This window comes from Pseudorhodoplanes sp. (assembly GCF_035565795.1).
In the GTDB taxonomy this organism is placed as follows: domain Bacteria; phylum Pseudomonadota; class Alphaproteobacteria; order Rhizobiales; family Xanthobacteraceae; genus Pseudorhodoplanes.
In genome coordinates this window covers 1-20,072 of the sequence record NZ_DATMRV010000008.1, presented here as the reverse complement: position 1 = coordinate 20,072, position 20,072 = coordinate 1, and the positions used below count along the sequence as shown (strand labels likewise).

Sequence of the window (20,072 nt, the reverse complement as noted above, 5' to 3'; positions counted from 1 at the left end):
TCGCCCGCGCGCGCCATCAGCAGTTGGGACAGGCGAGGCTGCGTCTTCCTGTTGAACCGCGTTCGCGAGATCGTGAGACAAAGACTGCCGCTTGTTGGACGTCACGAACCGGGGACCTCGACCCGCTCCGGATACGCGATCAGGTAGCGACCGGCCTCGTCGACTCCCAGCGTATGGATATAGAACGCGGTGGGGTCGGTATCGCGCGCTTCCATCACCGGCGATGGCGCCGAGACGATGACCAGCCGGCCGCAGGCGCCGGTCCAGTCGATATGACGGTGGCCATGCATGACAATCGCGCGCCGGCTGATCCGCTGCACCTGACGCACGAACCATGATCCGTTGATCAGCGCCGTCCCTATCCGCTCGGACAGGGCGATGGCCTGCGTCGGATATTCCACGAGATGGTGATGCAGCGCGACGATCCACCGCGCCTTCGGAAACTGCCGTACCACCGCATGCATCGAGCGCGACTGCTCCGAAGACATCAGGCCGAGCGCATTGGTGAAGGAGAAATGCGTCAGCGCGGTCGAATTCAGCATGATGATGCCAAGGCCATCCTCGGTATCGGGCGGCAGTACAATCGGAAACACTTCCGCCCATACGCGGGCAAGCCGCGCTGAAAGGCGCAACGTCCCGGTATCGGAAAACGCCGCAATGTCTTCGGCATGAGGGGCGAGCGCCTGATCCAGCGTCTTGCCGATCCGTCGCCTATCCGGATCGACGACATGCGTCCGCGCGCCCTGCACCGCGCAGATGCCCGACAATGCGCGCATTTCCCGCAGCCGACGTCCCGGACTGGTCGGAAAATCGAGCTTGGCAGGATTGGACCGGTCCACGACGTTGACGTCGTGATTTCCCGGAAGAATGAGGGTTCGCGCCGCGATCTGCGGATGCGCGCGGAGCGCCGAGAAGAACTCGGCCCATTCCGCCGAGCGACCCGCATCGGTGATGTCGCCGGTGATCAGGATGTGGTCGAGAGGCTTTTGCGCATGGATCTCGTCAAGACGAGCCAACACCTTGGAGAACCTCGCATTGCCGCTTGGGCCGAGGCGTCCGCTCTCCAGCCGAAAGCCGAAGCGTTCGCCGACGACATGCACGTCCGACAAGTGCACGACACGCCACGACCGCTTGAGAACGGCGGCATCCACAAAACTGGACCAGCCACGCGGCTGGTCCATCGATGCATCGGCAAGTCCCCACACGAACGTCACGGCCGTGCAATAGGCAAACAGGATGACGCCCGCATTGGCGAGCGCCGGCACAATCAGAGCAACCGGCGACAACAGATCGGAGAACTCTGCGCTCCAGCGCGTGAAGGGTCCGATCAACCAAATGATGAACAGCGATATCGTGCACAGGATGAAGCCGGCCACCGCGGCGCTGTATGCCCGCAACCGTGCCCTGCTCTCATCATCGAGCCAGCGCCCAAGCGCAAGCTCTGCAAAATGTCGGATGACCTCCCGGAACAGCGCATAGAGCGGTTGAACCGCCATCGCGTTTAGCGCCCAGAAAGCCTGCTCCGCAATGCGGAAGATTGTCCGTCCACCAAACCAGCCGACGGCGAGCACGATGAGAACGATTGCGAAGGTCAGAAGTCCACCATAGGTGGATCCGATGCTGCGCGAGAATGTCGTGAGCCACGCGGATCCGAATAGCGGGGTCAAACCCAGCAGAACGCACGGCAGGGCCACCAGCAGCAACCACGCCGCGACGAGCTTTGGCAGGCTGATCTCGACCAGGAGCGTTCCGGCGAGCGACAGCAGGGAACGGCCCTTGGTGCTGGAAGTGTCGTCCTCGATGTCGCCTTTTCGCGGATCGAGCAGCAGAGTCATCGGACCTCGTCGCTCTTTAACCTATTCGACGCCACTGACGGGACGTCCCGACCCGGGATTCGCCTCTCGAAATCGGTACAGGCTCACCAGATCATTAGAGCCTGAACGGAAACAACGCAAATGTCGACGCCTGGCCGGCAATCGAGATCATGCCTTCGTCATTGCTTCAGGTGCCCGTCGAGCGTGGCGTTGAGCTTCTGGAAATGCTCCCCGATGTCCCGCCGGATCGCCTCAAGGGATCCGAAGCATTCGGTCAGGGCGACAAGGCGGTGTTCCAGCTCGCTCTTGGTTTTGGTCAGGCGTTCCAGCCGCTCGCTGATCGACGTCTCCTCGTCTTTCTCAAGCGACAGAAGTGCCGCATCGAACTTCTTCTGCTGCTCAATGACATCTCCGACAAGAGCCTTGATTCCCGAGTCCGCACTTCGCAGCGGCGCGGTCTCATTCTGCAATTGCAGCAAGCTGTCCCGGACCTGCTCGAACTTCGTGAAGATCGCTTCAAGGTTATCGAGTCGCGTATGGCCGCGATTGAGAAAGCCTTCGGTTTCCTTCAGGCGCTCGTCGAGCCGCTTTCCGTTCTCATCCTTCTCGAGCTCGCCGAGCGCGCGCTCGATCAGCGCCTGACGCTCCTTCACCTCCCCGAGCATCGGTGCTACCACCCGACGCTTCTCGGAAACCGACCCAAGGAGCGTACGCAGAGCCTGTTGCCGGCGCCGGATCTCGTCGATCCGGCCCTGGAGATCGACGGCCTCGTTTTGCGAGGCCTGCTGCGCGGCCTCCACCTCGGCCTGCGCCAGCCGCTTCTGGATATCGTCAATGGTCGCGACCGGATCGCTGCCGACGAGATGACGAACCGCTGCATCCGCTCCTGTCTGCTGTTCATCGACAGCCGAGACCTCCGCACGGATGCCGTTGACCCTGTTCTGAAGAACCGCGATGGCCCGGCCCTGCCGGGCGATCTTGTCGGACTGCCATATCGCTGCGACCAGCACGCCGATAATGACGGCAATTGCGACAATGATCGCGAGTTGCTGTTCGATCGGCAAGCCGAGCACGGCATTCACGGCGGCGCCCGGCGCCAATCCCAAGCTTTGTTGAAGGACGATCAGCGCAACGACGAGAAGAGCGCTGCTTACGATTAAAAAAATGCGCATATTGAAATCCCCCGGCGCCAAAATCGCTGGCGCCCCTCGGGGGGAATCTCTTAGGCCAATTGCGCCGGGTTGCAAGGGTGCTGCGACACCCGTTCCACACGCAAAAGGCGGTGCATGGCGATCATTCGCCCGCCGGTCCAAACGAACAGGCGTAATGGCTGGTTTCGCGCAGTGCAGGCACGCCGCGAATGCTCGGCTGGCGTGATCAACATTCCGCGAGAACGGATTCGGGTGGCCTCATGCCGCCGTCACCGGAGCACGGCGCCCGAAGCCGCACGACCGATCCCACTCGGCCCGGCTCAATCCTGTTCGCCGGGCTCGTAGAGCGTTTCCCGGCCGAGCCGGTCCATGCAGATTTCCGCAGTCCATGGCAGCATGAGCGCACCGCACCGGCTGTCGCGATAGATGCGCTCCAGCGGCCAGGTCTTGAGCATGGCCTGTCCACCACAGGTCCGGATCGCCTTCGTCGCAATCGTGTTCGCGTTCTCCATGACAGTATGCTGGGCGGCATAGGCCCGCATCACGATGTCCTTCGACGGATTGGGCCGCGCTTCGCTGATTGCCTGAAACCACAGCGCCTTCGTCTGCTCGAGCATCAGTCGCATCTCGGCGACGGCAAGCTGCTTGGTGGGGAACATCCGACGCTTGACGGGCGGCATCCCGGCGACTTCGCCACGCAGATAGGCCACCGTGAAATCGTACGCAGCCTGCGCTAGCCCCATATAGGTCGGCGACAAGGTCAGGAACATGTGTGGCCATTGCGACACCGCCTGGAAATAGACCCCGCGCGGCATCAGCATCGCGTCGTCCGGCACGAACACATCCTTGAAGATCAGCGTACGCGACACAGTCCCACGCATGCCAAGCGGGTCCCAGTCTCCGGTCACCGACACGCCCTCGGCGTCGCGCGGGACAGCCATATAAAGCGTGTCTTTCCGGCTGGGATGGGCCTCACCCTTCAGTTCGGTGCAGAGCACGCCGTAATAGTCAGCCGAACCGGAGAGCGAGGCGAAGATCTTCTTGCCGTTGATAATGAATCCGCCATCGACCTTGCGGGCCTGCGTGCCGAACGGCACCGCGCCTGCGGCCGCAGCGCCGCCCTCGGAAAACGGCTGTGCATAGATCGCGCCTTCTTTCACGATCCGCTGATAATGCACGCGGCGGCGCGCTGCATGCTCCGCGCGAACGGCAGCATCCATGTCGAGACTGTCGGCAAGCGCACCCGACCAGAGCGTCGAACACACATGCATGTTCCAGGACAGAGCGGTCGCACCACAGAAGCGGCCGAGTTCTGCAGCGGCGAGGCAATAGGTCTGGAAGTCGGCCCCCTCCCCGCCGACCTCTCTCGGCACGCAGATCCGGAGAAGGCCTTCGGAATGCATGTCGCGGAAATTCTGGATCGGAAACGTTGCCTCCCGATCGTGCTGAGCCGCGCGCGGCGCGAGCACCGCCCTCCCGAACGAACGCGCCTTTTCGATGAGCGCAGCCTGGCGCTCGCTCAGCCCGAACGCGGCGGGCTCGAAGATCGGCTTCTGACTGGCTTCGGACAGCAATTCAGACATGTCGGGGCTCTCCCGCCCGGACGGCGCGGGTCAATGAGTGTCAATTGTTCGGAGCGAAGAAGCTTAGTGCTCGCCGTAGAACAGCCGCCGGTATTGAGCCGACGCGATGTCTGCGATGCGAATGTCCCAGAATTCAGCTTCGCCGGATTTCTGGTGCTCGCTGAACAGACGATCGAACTGGCCGAGCTTCGTCACGCTTGATGACCGCAAGCCGAAGCCGGCAGCGATCGCGGCAAGATCAGTCAGTCCGAATATCGCTTCTGCTGGATCCATCTTCTGACCACGGAGCATGTGAACTTCAGAACCATAAGCTCCATCGTTCAAAGCGCCAATCAACAGGCGGATTTTTTGCCGCTTGATGACTTCGAGTTCCTGGATGTGCATCAGCAGGCTGCCATCGCCTTGCAGCAGCAAGACCTTGCCGTCGTTGCGCGCGGCAGCAACACCGATTGCCGTTGTGAGTGCCTGGCCGATGGCGCCGAAATCGGAAACGACGTGATATCGCTCGGCGGCACGGCCGCGCAGATGCGACGTCACGAAGTGGAAGCTGTGACCGCTGCCGCAAACGATATCCCAGTCCTGCGGGATGACCTTGTCGAGTTCGAGCAGGGCCTCTCTCGGATCGACGGTATTGGGAGCAACCGGGAACGGCTTGCGATCAAGACTGTCCGACGCTATCCGCGCCGCATTCTCGTTGCTGCGCCAGCCGCTCTTGCTGACGCCCCGCCGCTGCATCTCGGCGAGCAGTGCGTCGACGCCTGCACGGGCATCCGCCTGAACGTGCAGGTCCGCCGTCTTGAGCCCCTGGTAGAGTCCGTTGGGCGCCTGATCGATCTGAACAACACGGGCGTTCGGATACATGTAGCCCGCTTCGCTCGTGAAGAAGCTCATGCTCGCGCCGACGCCGATCACGAGGTCGCTTTCCGCGTAGAAGCTGCGGCCGACATTCGTCGCGTAGGCGCCGGATATACCGATACCAAAGGGATCATCGTCAAAGAGGCCTTTGGCGAGCAGCGTCGTCCCAAGCATTGCGCCGCTCTGCTTTGCAAGCGCAACGCAAGACGCCTTGGCGCCCGATTTCAGAGCGCCACGTCCGGCGAGCACGATCGGCCGCTCGGCAGCCTCGATCATATCCACGACTTCGCGGATGAGCTCCGGATCCGGCTGAAGGCGCTGTTGCTTGGGAAGCAACGCCGTTGACGGCTCGTAGTCGGCGACCCACGGAAATGCCTGCTTCTGGATATCGATCGGAACACTAAGCACGACCGGAACATTCTCGTGACGTGCGGTATAGAAGGCCTCGCGAACGTCACCGAGGATGCGATCGGGGTGCTTGACGCGGATGAACCGCGCTCCGGTCGCCAGAGCCAGTGGCGCCTGGTCCATCTGCTGGAGATGGAACGCCACATTGCTCGCAGTGTCTCCGACCATCACCACCAGCGGAATCCGGCCGCGCGCGGAGATCGCGAGCGACGTCATGATCTGGGTATAACCCGGCCCGCAGGTCACGGTGGCGACGCCCACCCGCCCGGTCGCGCGCGCATAGCCATCCGCCATGCCGCAGGCGCTGTGCTCGTGGCGCGCATGGATCACCGTCGCGCCGATGTCCTTCATCGCGATGGTCCAGTGAGCGTTGGCATCGCCCATGAGGCCGAACACGACCTCGGTCCCCTCGGCTTTGAATGCGTCGGCGAGAACGCGATAACCCGGGATATCCTTCATCATGGTCTCCTGGTCCAGGCGCCGAACCAGGATCGGCACGCAAGTATGAACGACTTCCACATGAGAGCGCCGCCGCTGATGGGCCGCGTTTCGCGAGCGGGTGTATCTACGCCCTGCGCGGCGGGCTCGGCTACGGCCGCGAGATTGCGCGCAAACTCCTGCATGAGTGCGCGCACGACATGGACACCGCCGGCATTTGCAAAATCCTGCAGCGGGCCGTTGACGCTGTACTCCCCTTCAAGATGCAGCTTGCTGGTCGACGCGGAAGGCGATTGCAACCGGACAGTCCCGCGCGCGAGGGCGCGTGACGCCCCGCGACCATCGATGCCGCGGCCCTCAATCGTGCAAACACGATTGTCGTGGTCGTAGCTTATGTTGCACTGGCCCTTGAACAGCACGACGGTCGGGCCGAACTTGACCGAAATCGTGCCGGAATAGTCCCCGTCGCCGGCGGCCTGAATGGTCGCGCCCGGGATGCAGGACGCGACCAGTTCCGGTTGTGAAATAAGCGGCCAGATCACGGACGCGGGGCGATCGAACTCAACCGATTCCGAAATCTGAACCATCAGCTACGAACAGGAAGCGGTTATTGACGCGGGAGGTTTGCGGCCTTGACGATATCGCCACGGATCTTGAGATCCTCGGCAATCATCTTCTTTGCCTCATCCACCGAGTTTCCTACCGGAGTAAGACCCATCGCGGTCAGGCGCTTGACCACTTCGGGGTCCTTCAGCGCCTTGATTACTTCCTTATTCAGCTTCGCGACAATGTCGGCTGGCGTTGCAGCGGGGACCATGAAGCCAAGCCATGACTTCAGGAAGAATCCCGGGAACGTTTCGGCAATCGTCGGGATGTTGGGAATCGACGGATACCGCTCAGGCTCTGAGATCGCGTAGATCTTCAGCTTGTCAGTGCCGATATAGGGCAGCGCAGCGGAGAGGCTGACGATCCCCATCGGCACATGCCCGCCGAGAACGTCGGCCAGAGCCGGCCCGCCGCCGCGATATGGCGCGTGCACGATATCGGTGCCGGATTTCGTCTTGATGGACTCGCCGATCAGGTGATGCGGCGAACCGATGCCGGACGTCGCGAACGTGACCTTGCCCGGATTGGCTTTCGCATAGGCGATCACTTCCTGCAGCGTATTGGGCGGGAAATTCGGCGCTCCGACGACAACGATGACGTTAGACGCGGCGATCGAGATCGGCGTGAAGTCCTTGATCGGGTCGAAGCCGAGTTCCTTGAACAGATGCACGTTGGTCGTGATCGGATTGTCCGTGCTGAGGAGCAGAGTATAGCCGTCTGGAGCCGACCGCGCGACGAAGCCCGTGCCCAAATTGCCACTGCCACCGGACTTGGATTCGACGACGACCGGCTGCCCCATCGAGGCCGCCATCTTCTCACCGATCGCGCGCGCCAGCGTGTCGCTCGACGATCCGGGCGGGTAACCAACGATCAGCGAAACCGGGCGCGACGGGTACGACGACTGCGCGAGACCGAAACCGGCAGAGACCGAGGTCAATGCCAGGGCGAGTGCCGCGGCGGCACACGCCTTCCGCGACAGGTTCGAAACGAAATCGTTCCGCATGAAAGGACTCCCAAGCATAGCAATAAACCCGATCTCCAGGTTCGATCGACACTGCAAGGCAGGGAAAGTTTCGTCTTTCGTGGGCAGTGTCAACGGAGACATGCGAGGCGGCAACAAGTCCGCCGGGCAAAATCACAACTGTGATACAGATATCAGAACGTTGTAGGCCAAAATCCTGAGATAAGATTGCAGCAAGATCGAGCAGGACAATCGGGCCCAGGATCATGGTGGATTTGACGCAGCAGGCGGCACAGTTTGCCGCGAATTTAACCTTCGCGGATCTGCCCGAAGCAGCCGCGCGAACGGTAGGGTTCGGACTTGCGGATTGCGTAGCAGTCATTGCTGCCGGACAGCGGGAACCGGTCGTCGGTCTGCTCCACGACATCGAGGGAAGCCAGCCGGCCGGCGAGGCCGCCATCCTGTTCGACCAGCGGTTCGCTCGCGCTGACGTCGCCGCACTCATCAACAGCGCCGCGGCGCATGCACTGGACTTCGACGACACCGGCCTGTCCGGCCATCCGAGCGCCGTGCTGGTCCCGGCGGTCCTCGCGGTCGGCGAGGCGACGGGGGCTGACGGAAAGCAGCTGCTTTCGGCTTATGTCGCCGGATATGAAATCTGGGCCGATCTGATCGGACGGCATCTCGACCCGCTTCACGCGAAAGGCCTGCATCCGACCGCGATCTTCGGCCCGATCGCGACCGCCGCCGCCACCTGCAACCTGATGTCCCTCAATGCCGACCAGACGCGCTCCGCGCTGTCGCTCGCGGCCAGCATGTCGTCGGGAATCGTCGCCAATTTCGGCAGCCTCGCCAAGCATCTCCAAGTCGGCCGCGCGGTGCAGAACGGCATCCAGGCCGCCCGTTACGCTGCCCGCGGCATGACGGCGGCGGAGGATGGCCTTGAAAATCGCCTCGGCTTCCTCAAGGCATTCGCACCCGCCAATCGCGTCGATCTCGATCGCGACCCTGAATTCGGTCGCAACTGGGCGATCGAACGCGAGGGCCTGAACATCAAGCTGCATCCCGTATGCCACGCCGCGCAGCGAAGCATCGACGCCGCCCTCGACCTGCGCGACCGCTACAGCCCGTCCCTGGACAATATCGAGAAGCTGCAGATCCACATCGGGCGCGGACAGGCGCTTGCGCTGCGCTTCAGCCGCCCGAAGGATGCGCTCGAGGCGCGCTTCAGCGCGGAATTTGTCGTCGCGTCCGCACTTCTGACCGGAAAGGTGGCGCTGGCCGACCTGAACGACGAGTATGTGAACCGCAGCGACATCCAGTCACTCATCAGCCGGTCCGAATTGATCCTGACCGATGAACTCGATGGCGAGGAGCCGCTGTTTGCACCTGCCGACCACGTCGTGCTCCACACCAGGAACGGCGAACGCCTCGAAAGCGCGGCGATCCGCCGGGCACGCGGGCATGCACGCAATCCGGTGACGACCGACACGCTTCGCGAGAAATTCCACAGCTGCGCGTCGTTCGCGAATGCGGACGCAGCGGATGAATTGTTCGAATACCTGATCGATCCCGCCGGGATCGATCAGGTTCGCACCATCAACAGCATGTTCCGCCGCGCCAGCGCCGTCATCAACTGACGGCGCTACTTCAACCGGGCCTTCAGAAGGCGACCGGCGTTACATCCCGACTTTTGCAGCCAGATCGAGGATCGGCTGCAAAAGCCGCATTGCAGCGGCATCCGCGAATTCGCCGTCCACTTCGATCGCGCCTTGCCCCTTGGCCTGGGCCTCGCGCAGCGCCTTCTCGATCTTGCGGGCGCGCGCCACTTCTTCCGGCTTCGGGCTAAACACCTCGTTCGCGATTGCGACCTGCGAGGGGTGCAGCGCCCACTTTCCGACGAAGCCAAGCATGCGACCGCGATTGGCATCGATCCTGTAGGCTTCGCTGTCGCGGATGTTCGAATACGGACCGTCGACGGCGTCGATCCCATGCGCACGGGCAGCGACCACCACCTTGTTTCGCGCGTAATGCCAGATGTCGCCCGGATAGGGATCGTCCCGCATCAGCTCGTAGAGCGGCACGCCCTGCGAACCCGAATAATCGCCGAAGCCGAGGATCAACGCTTCCAGCCGATCGCACGATGCTGCGATCTCCTCGACACGCATCATCGCCTCGACTTCCTCGATCAGCACTTCAAGGCCGATCCGCTTCTTCAGTCCGGTCCGCGCCTCGATCTGCTTGAGCAGAACGTCGACCCACTGGACATCCGCGGCGCGCCGCACCTTCGGGATCATGATGAGATCGATCTTGTCACCGGCCCGCTCGACGATGTCGATGATATCGCGATAGGCATGCGGGGTTTCGAGATCGTTGATCCGCACGCAGATCGTGCGCGGCTTCCAGTTATAGGTGCCCAGCGCCTTGATGATGCGCTCGCGCGCATTGTCCTTCTCCGCGGGCGCGACGGAATCCTCAAGATCGAGGAAGATCATGTCGACGTCCATCGCCGCAGCCTTCTCGATCATGCGGTCGCTGCTGCCTGGTACCGCCAGTTCGCATCGACGCAAACGGCTCGGGCGCGCTGTTTTGCTCATGATCCGCACTCCATTCGGTTCAGTGTTGAGCTATCTGACGATCGAACGATCGCGCAGGGAGGCAATCTGCTCGTCCGCGTATCCCGCAAAGCGGAGAATGTCGTTGCTGTGCTCCCCGAGCAACGGCGAACGCGCATTGACGCCGCCGGGCGTCTCGGTCATCCGGATCGGCGTATTGGCGATGACGAACCCGCGGCCGGAACCGGGATGCTCCACCACGCGAAGCATGTCGCGCGCGGCGATGTGCGGATCGGCATAGATGTCGGCAGCGGTATTGACCGGACCGTAGGGAATGACGCCGCCGAGCAGGTCCGTGAGCTCGACCTTGGTCTTCTTGATCGCCCACTCGCTTACGATCGCGTTGACCTGCACCGCATTGTCCCTGCGCTCCGCAATCGTCGTGAAACCCGGAGCAGAACCAAATTCGGGCTTGCCCATGATCTTGCAGAGCGTCACCCAGAAATCATCGCGGGGGCATCCGATCGCAACCCATCCGTCCGCACACTGAAACAGGCCGTATGGGGCGAATTCCGGATGGCCATTGCCCTCCGGCTCGGCAACCTTGCCCTGATAGGAATACTGATAGACCGGCCGTTCGCACATCGCGAGGATCGCATCGACCATCGCGACATCGACGAACTGGCCCTTCCCGGTCGCGCGCGCATGATGCAACGCCGACAGCGCCGCGAAAGCGCAGAAGATCGCGGGGATCGTATCGCCGATGCCGGGGCCGACCTTTGTCGGAATGCCGCCTTTCGGCCCTGTGATTCCGACGACGCCTCCCATCGCCTGCGCGACGATGTCGTAGGCTGGCCAGTCCTGATACGGGCTGGCGCCGGTTCGCGGATCGCCAAACCCTCGGATCGCGCCATAGACCAGCCGCGGATTGATCTCGCGCAGTTGCTCATAGGCCAACTGCATGCGCTCCATCACGCCGACACGAAAATTCTCGAGCAGGATATCCGACTTCTTGGCGAGACGGACGATGATGTCCCGCCCTTCCTCCTGCTTGAGGTCGATGGCGATATCGAGCTTGTTGCGATTGATGCTCTGATAATACGCGCCGTATTCAAGCTTGCCTTCCGCCTTCGGGAAGGGATGCAGCTTGCGCGTATCGTCGCCAAACAGCGGCTCGACCTTGATCACCGTTGCGCCCTGATCCGCGAACAGCATGCTCGCATAGGGACCAGACAGCATCCGGGTCATGTCGAGAACGACGACCCCATTCAACGCCCCGAAGCCGCTCGAGCCGATCATTTGTCGGCCCAGAATGCGCGGCGCTTCATCAGAACCTTCCGTTCGCCCTCGAAGACGATCTCGTCCTTCTCGTTCACACCGATATGCCGAAGGCGGACCACCCCGGCGTCTTCGCGATCCGCAGGTGACGTCTCTAGCACCTCGGTGATCGCGTAAAGCGTGTCGCCGTGCAGGACCGGCTTCTTCAGGCGAAGCTTGTCCATGCCAAGTTCGGCCAGAGCATTCGTGGCCGTCTCCTGACTGGACAGGCCGATTGCCAGCGAAATCGTGATCCCGCCGAAAACAATCCGTGTTCCGACCGGGCTGTCCTTCATCTTGTGCTCGTTGAAGTGCCCGTCCGCGGTGTTCATCACGAGATTCGTGAACATCACGTTTTCGATCTCGCCGACGGTCTTGCCGCGTGCATGGCGCACGACGTCACCCACGGTGAAATCCTCGAAATACCAGCCATCCGCGGTCAGGCTTGATATCTTTGTCATGCTTTCAAATCGCTCGTCGTCAGGGTGCGTTGCGCGCGGAACGAAGTCATCGATGCGCTTCGCGGACCACCATATTGGTCCGCTTGAAGGAGATAACCTTCTTGCCCTCCTGGTTGAACCCTTCGGTCAGCCAGGTCACCACGCCATGCTTGGGCCATGACTGCGAGTCGCGCTTGTCGATCACGGTCGATCGCGCACGCAGCGTGTCGCCCTCGTAGACCGGCTCCAGATATTCGAGTTCATCGACGCCGAGAAACGCGCCGCCGGCCTCGCTGAGATCCTCCACGGTCAGGCCCAGAACCGTGTTGAAGACAAGCAGCGGGTTGATGATGATGCCCTTGTGACCGTGCGCGGCCGCAAAGGGCGCATTGAACGTCATCGGATTGAAATAGAGGAACACGGTCGAGAACAGCGAATTGTCGCCCGCATTGATCGTCCGGCCCCAATGATGTTCAAACACGCGGCCGAGTTCGTGCGTTTCGAAGCTTGTTCCGCGCCGCAGCCGTCGCGCCCGCTTCACGATGTCGTTCATTCTCTACCCGCAGAAAATCATCTTTCGCCGCTCCGGCGGTGGCGAAGTTCCACAACAACACGGAGTGAAACGGACGTCCAGAAGCTATCAGACTTTGCGCCGCAATATCATGGACGTGAAATCACCCGATCGGCGCGCCGTAACGCCCGATGCGTTTGAGGAGCAGCTCGGAATAGTCGCGGTAGCAACTCTTGATCTTGCCCAGCGGCGCACCGATTCCGACTGCCATGGCCGGCTGCCCTTCGATCCGCGGCAAGAGCGCAGCAACGACGCCCGCATCGGCCGTCGCATCGCCGAACGTTGCCGAATAGCCGGTGTCGCGCACCTTGCGGACAGCCTTGAGGATGACATCCACCTGCTGAGGAGGAGACCCCGGCGCCCGTTCGGAATTGATACGGCGGACAATCGCCTTGATTTCAGCATCGGACTTTTCCGACAACAAGGCGCGTCCGACCGCGGTCTGGCAGAGCGGACGGATGGCCCCCGGTTTCATGTAGAGCCGCACCGGGTTGGTCGCCTGCGAAACATGGATATACATGGCATTGATGCCGTGCTGCACGCCGACAACCACCGCATCGCCGGTCGCACTTGTAAGATCATGAGCGACCTCCATCGGGCTCATCGGCATCAGTTCCTGGTCGAACAGCCAGTTGCCGAGCAGCCCGACTCTGAGGGTCGCGCTGAAAGTGCGCTTGTGAGGGTCGTGAGTGAGATAGCCGAGCTTGACCAGCGAATGCAGCAGCACGGACGTGCTGGATTGCGGAAATTCGAGCTCGCTCGAAATCTCGTTGACGGTCATCGCCCGTCGCCGCTGAGCATAGAGCTCAAATACCTGAAGCACGCGCTTTGCGGATTTCACGACCGCGACAGTCATTTGCCTCTCCACATCTCCTAGGTCCTGGCTTTTCCAAGCAACTGGTCCGAGATGATTCGCAGCTGTATCTCGGAGGTTCCCTCAAAGATCTTCGTCAGGCGGGAATCGCGCCAATAGCGTTCCACCGCGTGGTGTGTCGTGTAGCCCGCGCCGCCGTGGATCTGCAGCGCCTCGCTGGTGACGCGCTCGGCCATTTCGGTCGCGTGATACTTCACCATCGACGCTTCGGTGTCGCAGCGTTCTCCGGTATCGATCTTGCGGCAAACGGAATAGAGCAGCTGCCGTGCGGCCTCGATTTCGGTTGCCATATGAGCGATCCTGAAGCGGATCGCCTGAAACTCGGCGATCGGCCGGCCGAACTGGACGCGCTCCTTCGCGAACGCGATCGCATCTTCCAGGCCCCCCATTGCGAGGCCGATCGCGCGCGCAGCCGTATGTGCGCGGGCAACCTCGAGCCCGTTCAGCGCGAGGTAGAAGCCTTTGCCCTCTTCACCGATCATGTTCGCGGCGGGAACCGCAACACGATCAAACGACAGCTCCCAGGTCTTCCAGCCGAAATAGCCGATCTTCGGAATCGGGGAGCCCGACACGCCAGCGGGGAGCTGACCTCGCGGTTTCTCGAGAAGGAAGGCTGAGATGCCCTGGTGCGGCGGCTTCGCGCTATCCTTGGGACGCGTGCGCGCCATGACGAGAATGAAATCCGACCCGTCGGCGAAGGTGCACCAATATTTGTTTCCGGTGATGTACCAGTAATCGCCATCGCGTTCGGCGCGGCAACTCAGGCCAGATACGTCCGAACCGGTGCCCGGCTCCGACATTGCGAATGCGCCTATGAACTCTCCCGAAGCGATTCGCGGCAGATAGCGCGACTTCTGCTCGGCGCTAAGGAAACTCTCGCGCAGCGGCGAACGGATGATGCTTGCGACGCTCATCCAGGAGCGGCTCAGTTGCTCGGTAATGAGGCAGTATTCGAGACAACCGAGATCCGAGCCCCCATATTCTTCAGAAATCATGATGCCGAAATAGCCCATCTGGGCCAGGCGTTCACGCAACGTGACCGGAATGTCTTCGCGCATGGGATCGAGTTTGTTCGCGACCGGCAGCACTTCGTTCAGCGAAAACTCTCTCGCCGTATCCCGAATGAGCAATTGATCTTCGCTCAGCAGTTCAGCCATAACCGTCTTTCTTCCAGGTCCTGCGGGACTGCACCGATGCCCGAAAGGCGGGCCTCCGGCGCTCGTCCCTCGCCGCGCGGGACTGCGCGGCAGGACTTATCGCTGGATCGCATATCCTGCGTCACCATCCTTCGATCACATACGTGATAATGCAATCAAAATTTCGCAGGGGCAGCGCCGCGACTACACCCGTACTTCCGCAGCCGGCATAATTCGGCAAAAAGGAGTGGGGCGGCTTAATATTGCGAAACGGTGGCGCCGCTCGCGCACGCGTCTGGGAGGACCGATGACGGATTTGACTGGGGACGTCGAACAACCCGCCGTCCGGCGCGCCAGCGCACGCAGCATCAACACCCGCTACTGGCTGCGTCTTTCGGCCACCCGCCTCGCCGTGCTGGTCGTCACGCTCGGTCTCTGGGAATTGGCGTCCGGGCGTCTGATCGAGCCGTTCTGGGTCAGCAGCCCGGCTGCGATCATCGGACGCCTGCTCTCCTGGCTGCCGACAGAGACCTTCTGGCTGCACCTCCAGGTGACGCTGGTCGAAACCGTGGCCGGCTTCATCGCCGGCACCCTGTGCGGCGTGTTGCTCGGACTGGTCCTTGGGATGAACCGTTATATCGCGGAAGTCCTCGATCCCTTCATCGTTGCGCTCTACAGCCTGCCGAAGGTCGCCCTCGCCCCGCTCTTCATCCTGTGGTTCGGCATCGGGATCTTTTCGAAGATCGTGCTCGTGTCGTTCGGCGTGTTCTTTCTGATGTTCTACAACACATTCTCGGGCGTCACGAGCGTGGACCGGGACCTGGTCGACTCGCTCCGGCTGATGGGCGCCAAGCGGTGGCAGATTGCAAAGACGGTCATTATGCCCGCGACGATGGTCTGGATCTTCACGGGGATGAAGGTGTCGGTGCCATACGCACTCATCGGTGCGGTCGTCGGCGAGATGCTCGCGTCGAACCGGGGCATCGGCTACCTGGTCCAGTCATCCGCCGGTCAATATGACACCACCGGCGTATTTGCAGCCCTCACCGTGCTGATGGTCATCTCGGTCAGTATCCAGTCGTTCCTGAAATACAGCGAGAGCGTATTCCTGCACTGGCGCGAGTGAGGGCGGCTATCCTGTCGCCGCCAGGCGGACGCTGTCCTCGAGATAGCCCCACACCTTGTCGTGCAGCTCGTTGAAGCGGCGGTCGAACCGGATCCGGAACACATCGCGCGGGCGCGGCAGATCGACGGGCTCAACGACCGCGATGCGCCCGGGTCTGCCTGTAAACACGACGACCCGGTCCGCCAGCGCGATGGCTTCTCCGACGTCATGCGTCACAAAGATCGCGGTGCAGCGGGTTTCGGCCCAGATGCGCAGCAATTCGCTTTGCATGACGAGCCGCAACTGCGAATCGAGCGCGCCGAACGGTTCATCCATCGCAAGAATCTTCGGCTGATAGATCAACGTACGCGCCAGCATGGCGCGGCGGCGCATGCCACCGGACAATTGCGCGGGATAATGCTTTTCGAAGCCCTTGAGCCCGACCAGTTCCACATAGCGTCGGACCTTATCGGCCCTCTCGCTGCGATCGACTCCGGCGATTTCAAGTGCGACGGCAACGTTCTGCTCGACGGTACGCCAGGGCAGAAGCGTGTCCTTCTGCGTCAGGTATCCGAGATCCGTATTTGGCTCCGAAATCAGGTTGCCGCGGTAGCGCACCTCACCCGAACTCGGCTTCAGAAGGCCCGCAGCCAGATTCAGCAGCGTCGACTTTCCGCAGCCGCTGGGACCGACGATGGCAACGAACTCACTCTCGTTGATGTCGAGCGATATGTCCCGGCACGCAACGATCTCCGATCCGGAGACGTCAAATCGCTGCGTGACATTCGCGTATGACAGGAGCGGGGTTCGACTCACACAACCTCCTCGAGATCAGTGACCTACCGGCGACGGCCGGAAAGCGGCTGTCATCATCGCGAAAATCACATCCAGCGACGAGGGGTTCGCCTTCACACATGTGATATCTGATCAGGCTCCGGAGTACCACACTGGACGCCCCGTTTTGCGCACTTTCTAATGAAGCGATGGTGTCGAGGAGCGTCGAAATGACTTCATTGTTTCGTTCGGCCGCGCTGTATTTTGCTGCCACTTGTTTTCTTCACGCAATGCCGCATACGGCTGTCGCCTCGGAGCCAACGAAGGTATCAGTCGCTCAGGCAAGCCTGAGCTTCAATTTCATCCCGATGTATGTCGCGCAAGGCCGAGGGTTCTTCAAGGATGAGGGCCTCGATCTCGCGGTTAGCATGGCAGGCGGGGGTCCGGCCGCCGTCAGCGCACTACTAAGCGGTGGCGCGGATCTCGCGCTGTTCTCAACCAGCGATGCCGTGAACGTCCTTCGACGCGGCAACGCATCGCTGCGCGGCATCGCAGTGACGATGAATGGCATCCCTGCCGCGCTCACCATCAGCCGTGGCGCAGCAGACCGCATCAAGATCACGCCGGACGCCCCGCTCGAACAACGCAAGGCGGCACTGAAAGGCCTGTCGCTGGCGATCCAGGCTGCCGGCGGCATCGAGGACTTCATCATTCGCGCGATTGCCCTGAGCAGCGGCATCAATCCGGATCGCGATATCCGGATGACGCCGGTGAGCGATTTTCAAGCGGTGCTTGCGGGAGTGAAAATGGGTCGCGTCGACGGCTGCATCTGCCCGCCCCCGAGCGATACAATCCTGCAGCGGGAGTCCGGCGCGATCCCGCTGATCGTTCCGGAGCGCGATCTTCCGCAGACGCGCGATATGCATCTTTCGTTGATTTTCACTACGCAGAAATATGCCGACGCCAACCCGCAGGTTCTGGAAAAAGTCGTCCGCGCGGTTGCGAGGGCCGAGAAGCTGATCGCGGATGAGCCGGAGGTCGCCAAAGCACTCACGCGCAAATTCTTCGAGCGCATGGACGACAAGTCCTTCGATGCGGCCTGGACGTCGGCGCTGCCGCAAATTCCGCGCAACCCGATCCCGACCGTCAAGGGCTTCGAAGTCCTCCATAACTTCCAGAAGCTCGTCGGTTTCGCGCCGCAGACCGAAACGCTTGATTTCGCGACGATGGCTGCGTCGCGATATGCCGGCAAGGACAACTGAGCAGTATCGAGTGATGCGAACGCGCGCTGTCTGTGCCGAATGAGTGATCTTTTCTCGCCCCTGACGCTCGGATCGCGGACTCTCCGGAACCGGATCGCTTTCACGGCCACCGTCTCCCTGATGGGAGAACGTGGTTGCGTCACGCCGAAACTCGTCGATTTTCACCGCGAGCGCGCGATCGGCGGAGCCGCGATGATCGTGACCGAGGGCCTCGTGGTTCACCATTCGTCGGTGATCCACGGCTCCGCGCTCCAGCTTTTCAGGCCGGAGATCGAAGACAGCCTGAAGCACTTGGCCTCGGCTGTCGAGCAGCATGACTGCCGGATCGTCGGGCAGTTATGGCATATCGGCCGGCAGAACCTGCTCAATCCGGTCGACGCCGCGGTCGGTGTCTCCAACCAGCCGGACGCCCTGAGCTGGGTTGTCCCGCATGTGCTCGAAAACGACGAGATTTCCGAAATCGTCGATGCGTTCGCGGCCGGCGCCCGGCGCCTGAAGGACTGCGGCTTCAGCGGTGCCGAACTACATGGCGCGCACGGCTATCTGATCACCCAGTTCCTGTCGCCATGGTCAAATACGCGCGACGACGATTACGGCGGCGCCCTTCAGCGTCGCATGCGATTCCTGAACGAGATCATCGAAGCAACGCGCGCGGTCTGCGGGCGCGACTTCATCCTCGGCCTCAAGATGCCGGCGGACGAAGGTGTCCGCGGCGGCATCGACATCGATGAGGCAGAGCGGATCGCGCTGGCGCTGCAGGACAATGGCGGGCTCGATTATATTGCCTTCAGTCAGGGCAACTTCTCGGCGAGCCTCGAAGATCATGTGCCCGACATGCACTACGCGCCAGGGCCCTTCCTCGATTTCCATCGCAGGCTCAAGAGCAAACTCACACGTACCCCGGTCATGGCTGTTGGTCGCATCGCCGGACCTGAAGCGGCGGCACGCATCATCACTGACAACATCGCCGATATCGTCGGGCTCTCCCGGCCGCTGATCAGCGATGCCGCGTTTCCGACCAAGATGGCAGAGGGCCGGCAACAGGAGATTCGGCCGTGCATCTATTGCAACGTCTGCTGGGGAGAGACGGCGCTCGGCAAGGAACTGGCATGTATCCATAATCCGCAACTTGGTCTTGTGGGGGAAGCCACGTGGACGCCGCCGCCGGCACAGTCCACAAAACGCGTCATCATTGTCGGAGCCGGTGTGGCGGGGCTGGAAGCAGCGTGGGTGGCCGCGGCCAGAGGACATGAGGTCACGCTGTTCAGCCGTTCGGGGAGTGTCGGCGGGCGCGCCCGGCTCGAGGCCATGCTGCCCGGACGCGGCGAAGTGGCCCGCGTCTACGAATATCAATTCGACCGAGCAAAAACCTACGGTGTGCACTTCAGGCTCGGCGAGATGGCGACGATCGATACGGTTGCCGGACTTCAAGCCGACGCACTGATCCTCGCGACCGGCGCGGACATGCGCATGCCCTTCGACAGCAAGATCAAGGCGGTTAGTGCACGCGACTATGTCGCGAACACACGCGATGAGTCAGACGCCGGGACGGTCGTTCTTTTCGACTTCGATCACACGGCGGCGACCTATGCGGCCGCCGACCTGCTTGCTGCGCGCTTCGACAAACTCGTTCTGGTCACGACCCGCCCGCTGATTGCCCGCGCTGTACCCGTCGCGAGCGCGATCGGCGTCCTGAAGCGTCTGCACGCAAAGAACGTAGACATCGTCCTCTCATCTGCCATTGCTGGATTCGCCGACGGTGTTGTCACTCTGGCCAACGTCTTCAACGGCAAGACGCGAGAGATCGAGAACGTGTCGGCGCTCGTTTATTCGACACCGCGGATCGCGAACGATGCGCTGGCGCGCGAGGCACGCTCCCGGGGGCTGCCGTTCCGGCTGATCGGGGATGCCTATTCTCCCCGAAGCATGATCGCGGCGATCCACGAAGGCCACAAAGCCGCGATGTCCATCTGACATTGTGGCGTCCGGCGCGCGGAGCTGGCTGCCGCAGATCCTGCATATTCAGATCGTCATCGCCGGCATCTGCATTGACGGTATGGTCGCCGCGTCGAAACCAGGCAGGTGATTTTCGGACATCGACGAAACTTTTCTTCCGGTTCCGGCTTTTCGTGGGGTTACCCAGGAGGAAACACCATGAATTCGATCATCTATATCGTAGGCCTGGTTGTCGTGGTCGTAGCGGTGCTGAGCTTCTTCGGGCT

18 protein-coding genes are annotated in these 20,072 nt (G+C 61.8%); 4 read left to right on the top strand and 14 right to left on the bottom strand.

Features of this window, described 5'->3' with window-relative positions; all coding sequences use genetic code 11:
- Positions 1-101: 101 nt before the first annotated feature.
- The 6 genes from VNZ93_RS00600 to VNZ93_RS00575 form a co-directional block, all read right to left on the bottom strand.
- Positions 102-1,835, bottom strand: coding sequence for a metallophosphoesterase family protein (locus VNZ93_RS00600; RefSeq protein WP_325698567.1), 1,734 nt, complete (start codon positions 1,833-1,835; stop codon positions 102-104).
- A 158-nt stretch (positions 1,836-1,993) separates the two neighbouring features.
- Positions 1,994-2,986 (bottom strand): hypothetical protein, encoded by a 993-nt coding sequence (locus tag VNZ93_RS00595; RefSeq protein ID WP_325698564.1) that lies wholly within the window; start codon positions 2,984-2,986, stop codon positions 1,994-1,996.
- Positions 2,987-3,285: 299 nt separating this feature from the next.
- On the bottom strand, positions 3,286-4,548 hold the full coding sequence (locus VNZ93_RS00590) for an acyl-CoA dehydrogenase (RefSeq protein WP_325698562.1): 1,263 nt from the start codon (positions 4,546-4,548) through the stop codon (positions 3,286-3,288).
- A 63-nt stretch (positions 4,549-4,611) separates the two neighbouring features.
- Entirely contained in the window at positions 4,612-6,273 is a 1,662-nt protein-coding gene (locus VNZ93_RS00585) for a thiamine pyrophosphate-binding protein (protein WP_325698560.1), read from the bottom strand.
- The gene (locus tag VNZ93_RS00580; protein WP_325698557.1) at positions 6,270-6,836 is read right to left on the bottom strand and encodes an SRPBCC family protein; all 567 of its coding nucleotides are present in this window, start codon (positions 6,834-6,836) and stop codon (positions 6,270-6,272) included. Before VNZ93_RS00580 ends, VNZ93_RS00585 begins: the two co-directional genes overlap by 4 nt.
- A gap of 20 nt (positions 6,837-6,856) precedes the next feature.
- Positions 6,857-7,858 (bottom strand): tripartite tricarboxylate transporter substrate binding protein, encoded by a 1,002-nt coding sequence (locus VNZ93_RS00575; protein ID WP_325698554.1) that lies wholly within the window; start codon positions 7,856-7,858, stop codon positions 6,857-6,859.
- Between the two features lie 224 nt (positions 7,859-8,082).
- Here VNZ93_RS00575 and VNZ93_RS00570 point away from each other — a divergent pair, with 224 nt between their 5' ends.
- The gene (locus VNZ93_RS00570) at positions 8,083-9,456 is read left to right on the top strand and encodes an MmgE/PrpD family protein (RefSeq protein WP_325698551.1); all 1,374 of its coding nucleotides are present in this window, start codon (positions 8,083-8,085) and stop codon (positions 9,454-9,456) included.
- A 39-nt stretch (positions 9,457-9,495) separates the two neighbouring features.
- On the opposite strand, the gene VNZ93_RS00565 is transcribed toward VNZ93_RS00570, so the two are convergent.
- The 6 genes from VNZ93_RS00565 to VNZ93_RS00540 all read right to left on the bottom strand — a co-directional run bounded on the left by VNZ93_RS00565 (position 9,496) and on the right by VNZ93_RS00540 (position 14,730).
- A complete protein-coding gene (locus VNZ93_RS00565; RefSeq protein ID WP_325698548.1) occupies positions 9,496-10,413 on the bottom strand; it encodes a CoA ester lyase in 918 nt (305 codons plus the stop codon).
- A 30-nt stretch (positions 10,414-10,443) separates the two neighbouring features.
- Entirely contained in the window at positions 10,444-11,670 is a 1,227-nt protein-coding gene (locus VNZ93_RS00560; RefSeq protein ID WP_325698545.1) for a CoA transferase, read from the bottom strand.
- The gene (locus tag VNZ93_RS00555) at positions 11,667-12,149 is read right to left on the bottom strand and encodes a MaoC family dehydratase (RefSeq protein ID WP_325698542.1); all 483 of its coding nucleotides are present in this window, start codon (positions 12,147-12,149) and stop codon (positions 11,667-11,669) included. The genes VNZ93_RS00560 and VNZ93_RS00555 overlap by 4 nt, the downstream gene beginning before the upstream one ends.
- 46 nt (positions 12,150-12,195) lie before the next feature.
- Positions 12,196-12,681: a MaoC family dehydratase gene (locus tag VNZ93_RS00550; protein WP_325698539.1), complete on the bottom strand. Its 486-nt coding sequence runs from the start codon at positions 12,679-12,681 to the stop codon at positions 12,196-12,198.
- Positions 12,682-12,802: 121 nt separating this feature from the next.
- A complete protein-coding gene (locus VNZ93_RS00545; protein ID WP_325698536.1) occupies positions 12,803-13,555 on the bottom strand; it encodes an IclR family transcriptional regulator in 753 nt (250 codons plus the stop codon).
- A gap of 17 nt (positions 13,556-13,572) precedes the next feature.
- Positions 13,573-14,730: an acyl-CoA dehydrogenase family protein gene (locus VNZ93_RS00540; RefSeq protein ID WP_325698533.1), complete on the bottom strand. Its 1,158-nt coding sequence runs from the start codon at positions 14,728-14,730 to the stop codon at positions 13,573-13,575.
- A gap of 286 nt (positions 14,731-15,016) precedes the next feature.
- Here VNZ93_RS00540 and VNZ93_RS00535 point away from each other — a divergent pair, with 286 nt between their 5' ends.
- Complete coding sequence (locus VNZ93_RS00535; protein WP_325698530.1) at positions 15,017-15,835, top strand: ABC transporter permease; 819 nt, start codon at positions 15,017-15,019, stop codon at positions 15,833-15,835.
- Between the two features lie 6 nt (positions 15,836-15,841).
- On the opposite strand, the gene VNZ93_RS00530 is transcribed toward VNZ93_RS00535, so the two are convergent.
- Positions 15,842-16,630, bottom strand: coding sequence for an ABC transporter ATP-binding protein (locus VNZ93_RS00530; protein ID WP_325698527.1), 789 nt, complete (start codon positions 16,628-16,630; stop codon positions 15,842-15,844).
- A 188-nt stretch (positions 16,631-16,818) separates the two neighbouring features.
- Here VNZ93_RS00530 and VNZ93_RS00525 point away from each other — a divergent pair, with 188 nt between their 5' ends.
- A complete protein-coding gene (locus VNZ93_RS00525; RefSeq protein ID WP_325698524.1) occupies positions 16,819-17,850 on the top strand; it encodes an ABC transporter substrate-binding protein in 1,032 nt (343 codons plus the stop codon).
- Positions 17,851-17,889: 39 nt separating this feature from the next.
- The gene (locus tag VNZ93_RS00520) at positions 17,890-19,824 is read left to right on the top strand and encodes an FAD-dependent oxidoreductase (RefSeq protein ID WP_325698522.1); all 1,935 of its coding nucleotides are present in this window, start codon (positions 17,890-17,892) and stop codon (positions 19,822-19,824) included.
- 48 nt (positions 19,825-19,872) lie between these two features.
- On the opposite strand, the gene VNZ93_RS00515 is transcribed toward VNZ93_RS00520, so the two are convergent.
- On the bottom strand, positions 19,873-20,072 hold a 200-nt coding region (locus VNZ93_RS00515), incomplete at its 5' end, for a hypothetical protein (protein WP_325698519.1).

Excerpts from the sequence above, each read along its gene's own strand:
- VNZ93_RS00600 (WP_325698567.1), bottom strand. The coding sequence starts at position 1,835 with ATGACTCTGCTGCTCGATCCGCGAAAAGGCGACATCGAGGACGACACT.
- VNZ93_RS00595 (WP_325698564.1), bottom strand. The coding sequence starts at position 2,986 with ATGCGCATTTTTTTAATCGTAAGCAGCGCTCTTCTCGTCGTTGCGCTG.
- VNZ93_RS00590 (WP_325698562.1), bottom strand. The coding sequence starts at position 4,548 with ATGTCTGAATTGCTGTCCGAAGCCAGTCAGAAGCCGATCTTCGAGCCC.
- VNZ93_RS00585 (WP_325698560.1), bottom strand. The coding sequence starts at position 6,273 with ATGATGAAGGATATCCCGGGTTATCGCGTTCTCGCCGACGCATTCAAA.
- VNZ93_RS00580 (WP_325698557.1), bottom strand. The coding sequence starts at position 6,836 with ATGGTTCAGATTTCGGAATCGGTTGAGTTCGATCGCCCCGCGTCCGTG.
- VNZ93_RS00575 (WP_325698554.1), bottom strand. The coding sequence starts at position 7,858 with ATGCGGAACGATTTCGTTTCGAACCTGTCGCGGAAGGCGTGTGCCGCC.
- VNZ93_RS00570 (WP_325698551.1), top strand. The coding sequence starts at position 8,083 with ATGGTGGATTTGACGCAGCAGGCGGCACAGTTTGCCGCGAATTTAACC.
- VNZ93_RS00565 (WP_325698548.1), bottom strand. The coding sequence starts at position 10,413 with ATGAGCAAAACAGCGCGCCCGAGCCGTTTGCGTCGATGCGAACTGGCG.
- VNZ93_RS00560 (WP_325698545.1), bottom strand. The coding sequence starts at position 11,670 with ATGATCGGCTCGAGCGGCTTCGGGGCGTTGAATGGGGTCGTCGTTCTC.
- VNZ93_RS00555 (WP_325698542.1), bottom strand. The coding sequence starts at position 12,149 with ATGACAAAGATATCAAGCCTGACCGCGGATGGCTGGTATTTCGAGGAT.
- VNZ93_RS00550 (WP_325698539.1), bottom strand. The coding sequence starts at position 12,681 with ATGAACGACATCGTGAAGCGGGCGCGACGGCTGCGGCGCGGAACAAGC.
- VNZ93_RS00545 (WP_325698536.1), bottom strand. The coding sequence starts at position 13,555 with ATGACTGTCGCGGTCGTGAAATCCGCAAAGCGCGTGCTTCAGGTATTT.
- VNZ93_RS00540 (WP_325698533.1), bottom strand. The coding sequence starts at position 14,730 with ATGGCTGAACTGCTGAGCGAAGATCAATTGCTCATTCGGGATACGGCG.
- VNZ93_RS00535 (WP_325698530.1), top strand. The coding sequence starts at position 15,017 with ATGACGGATTTGACTGGGGACGTCGAACAACCCGCCGTCCGGCGCGCC.
- VNZ93_RS00525 (WP_325698524.1), top strand. The coding sequence starts at position 16,819 with ATGACTTCATTGTTTCGTTCGGCCGCGCTGTATTTTGCTGCCACTTGT.
- VNZ93_RS00520 (WP_325698522.1), top strand. The coding sequence starts at position 17,890 with ATGAGTGATCTTTTCTCGCCCCTGACGCTCGGATCGCGGACTCTCCGG.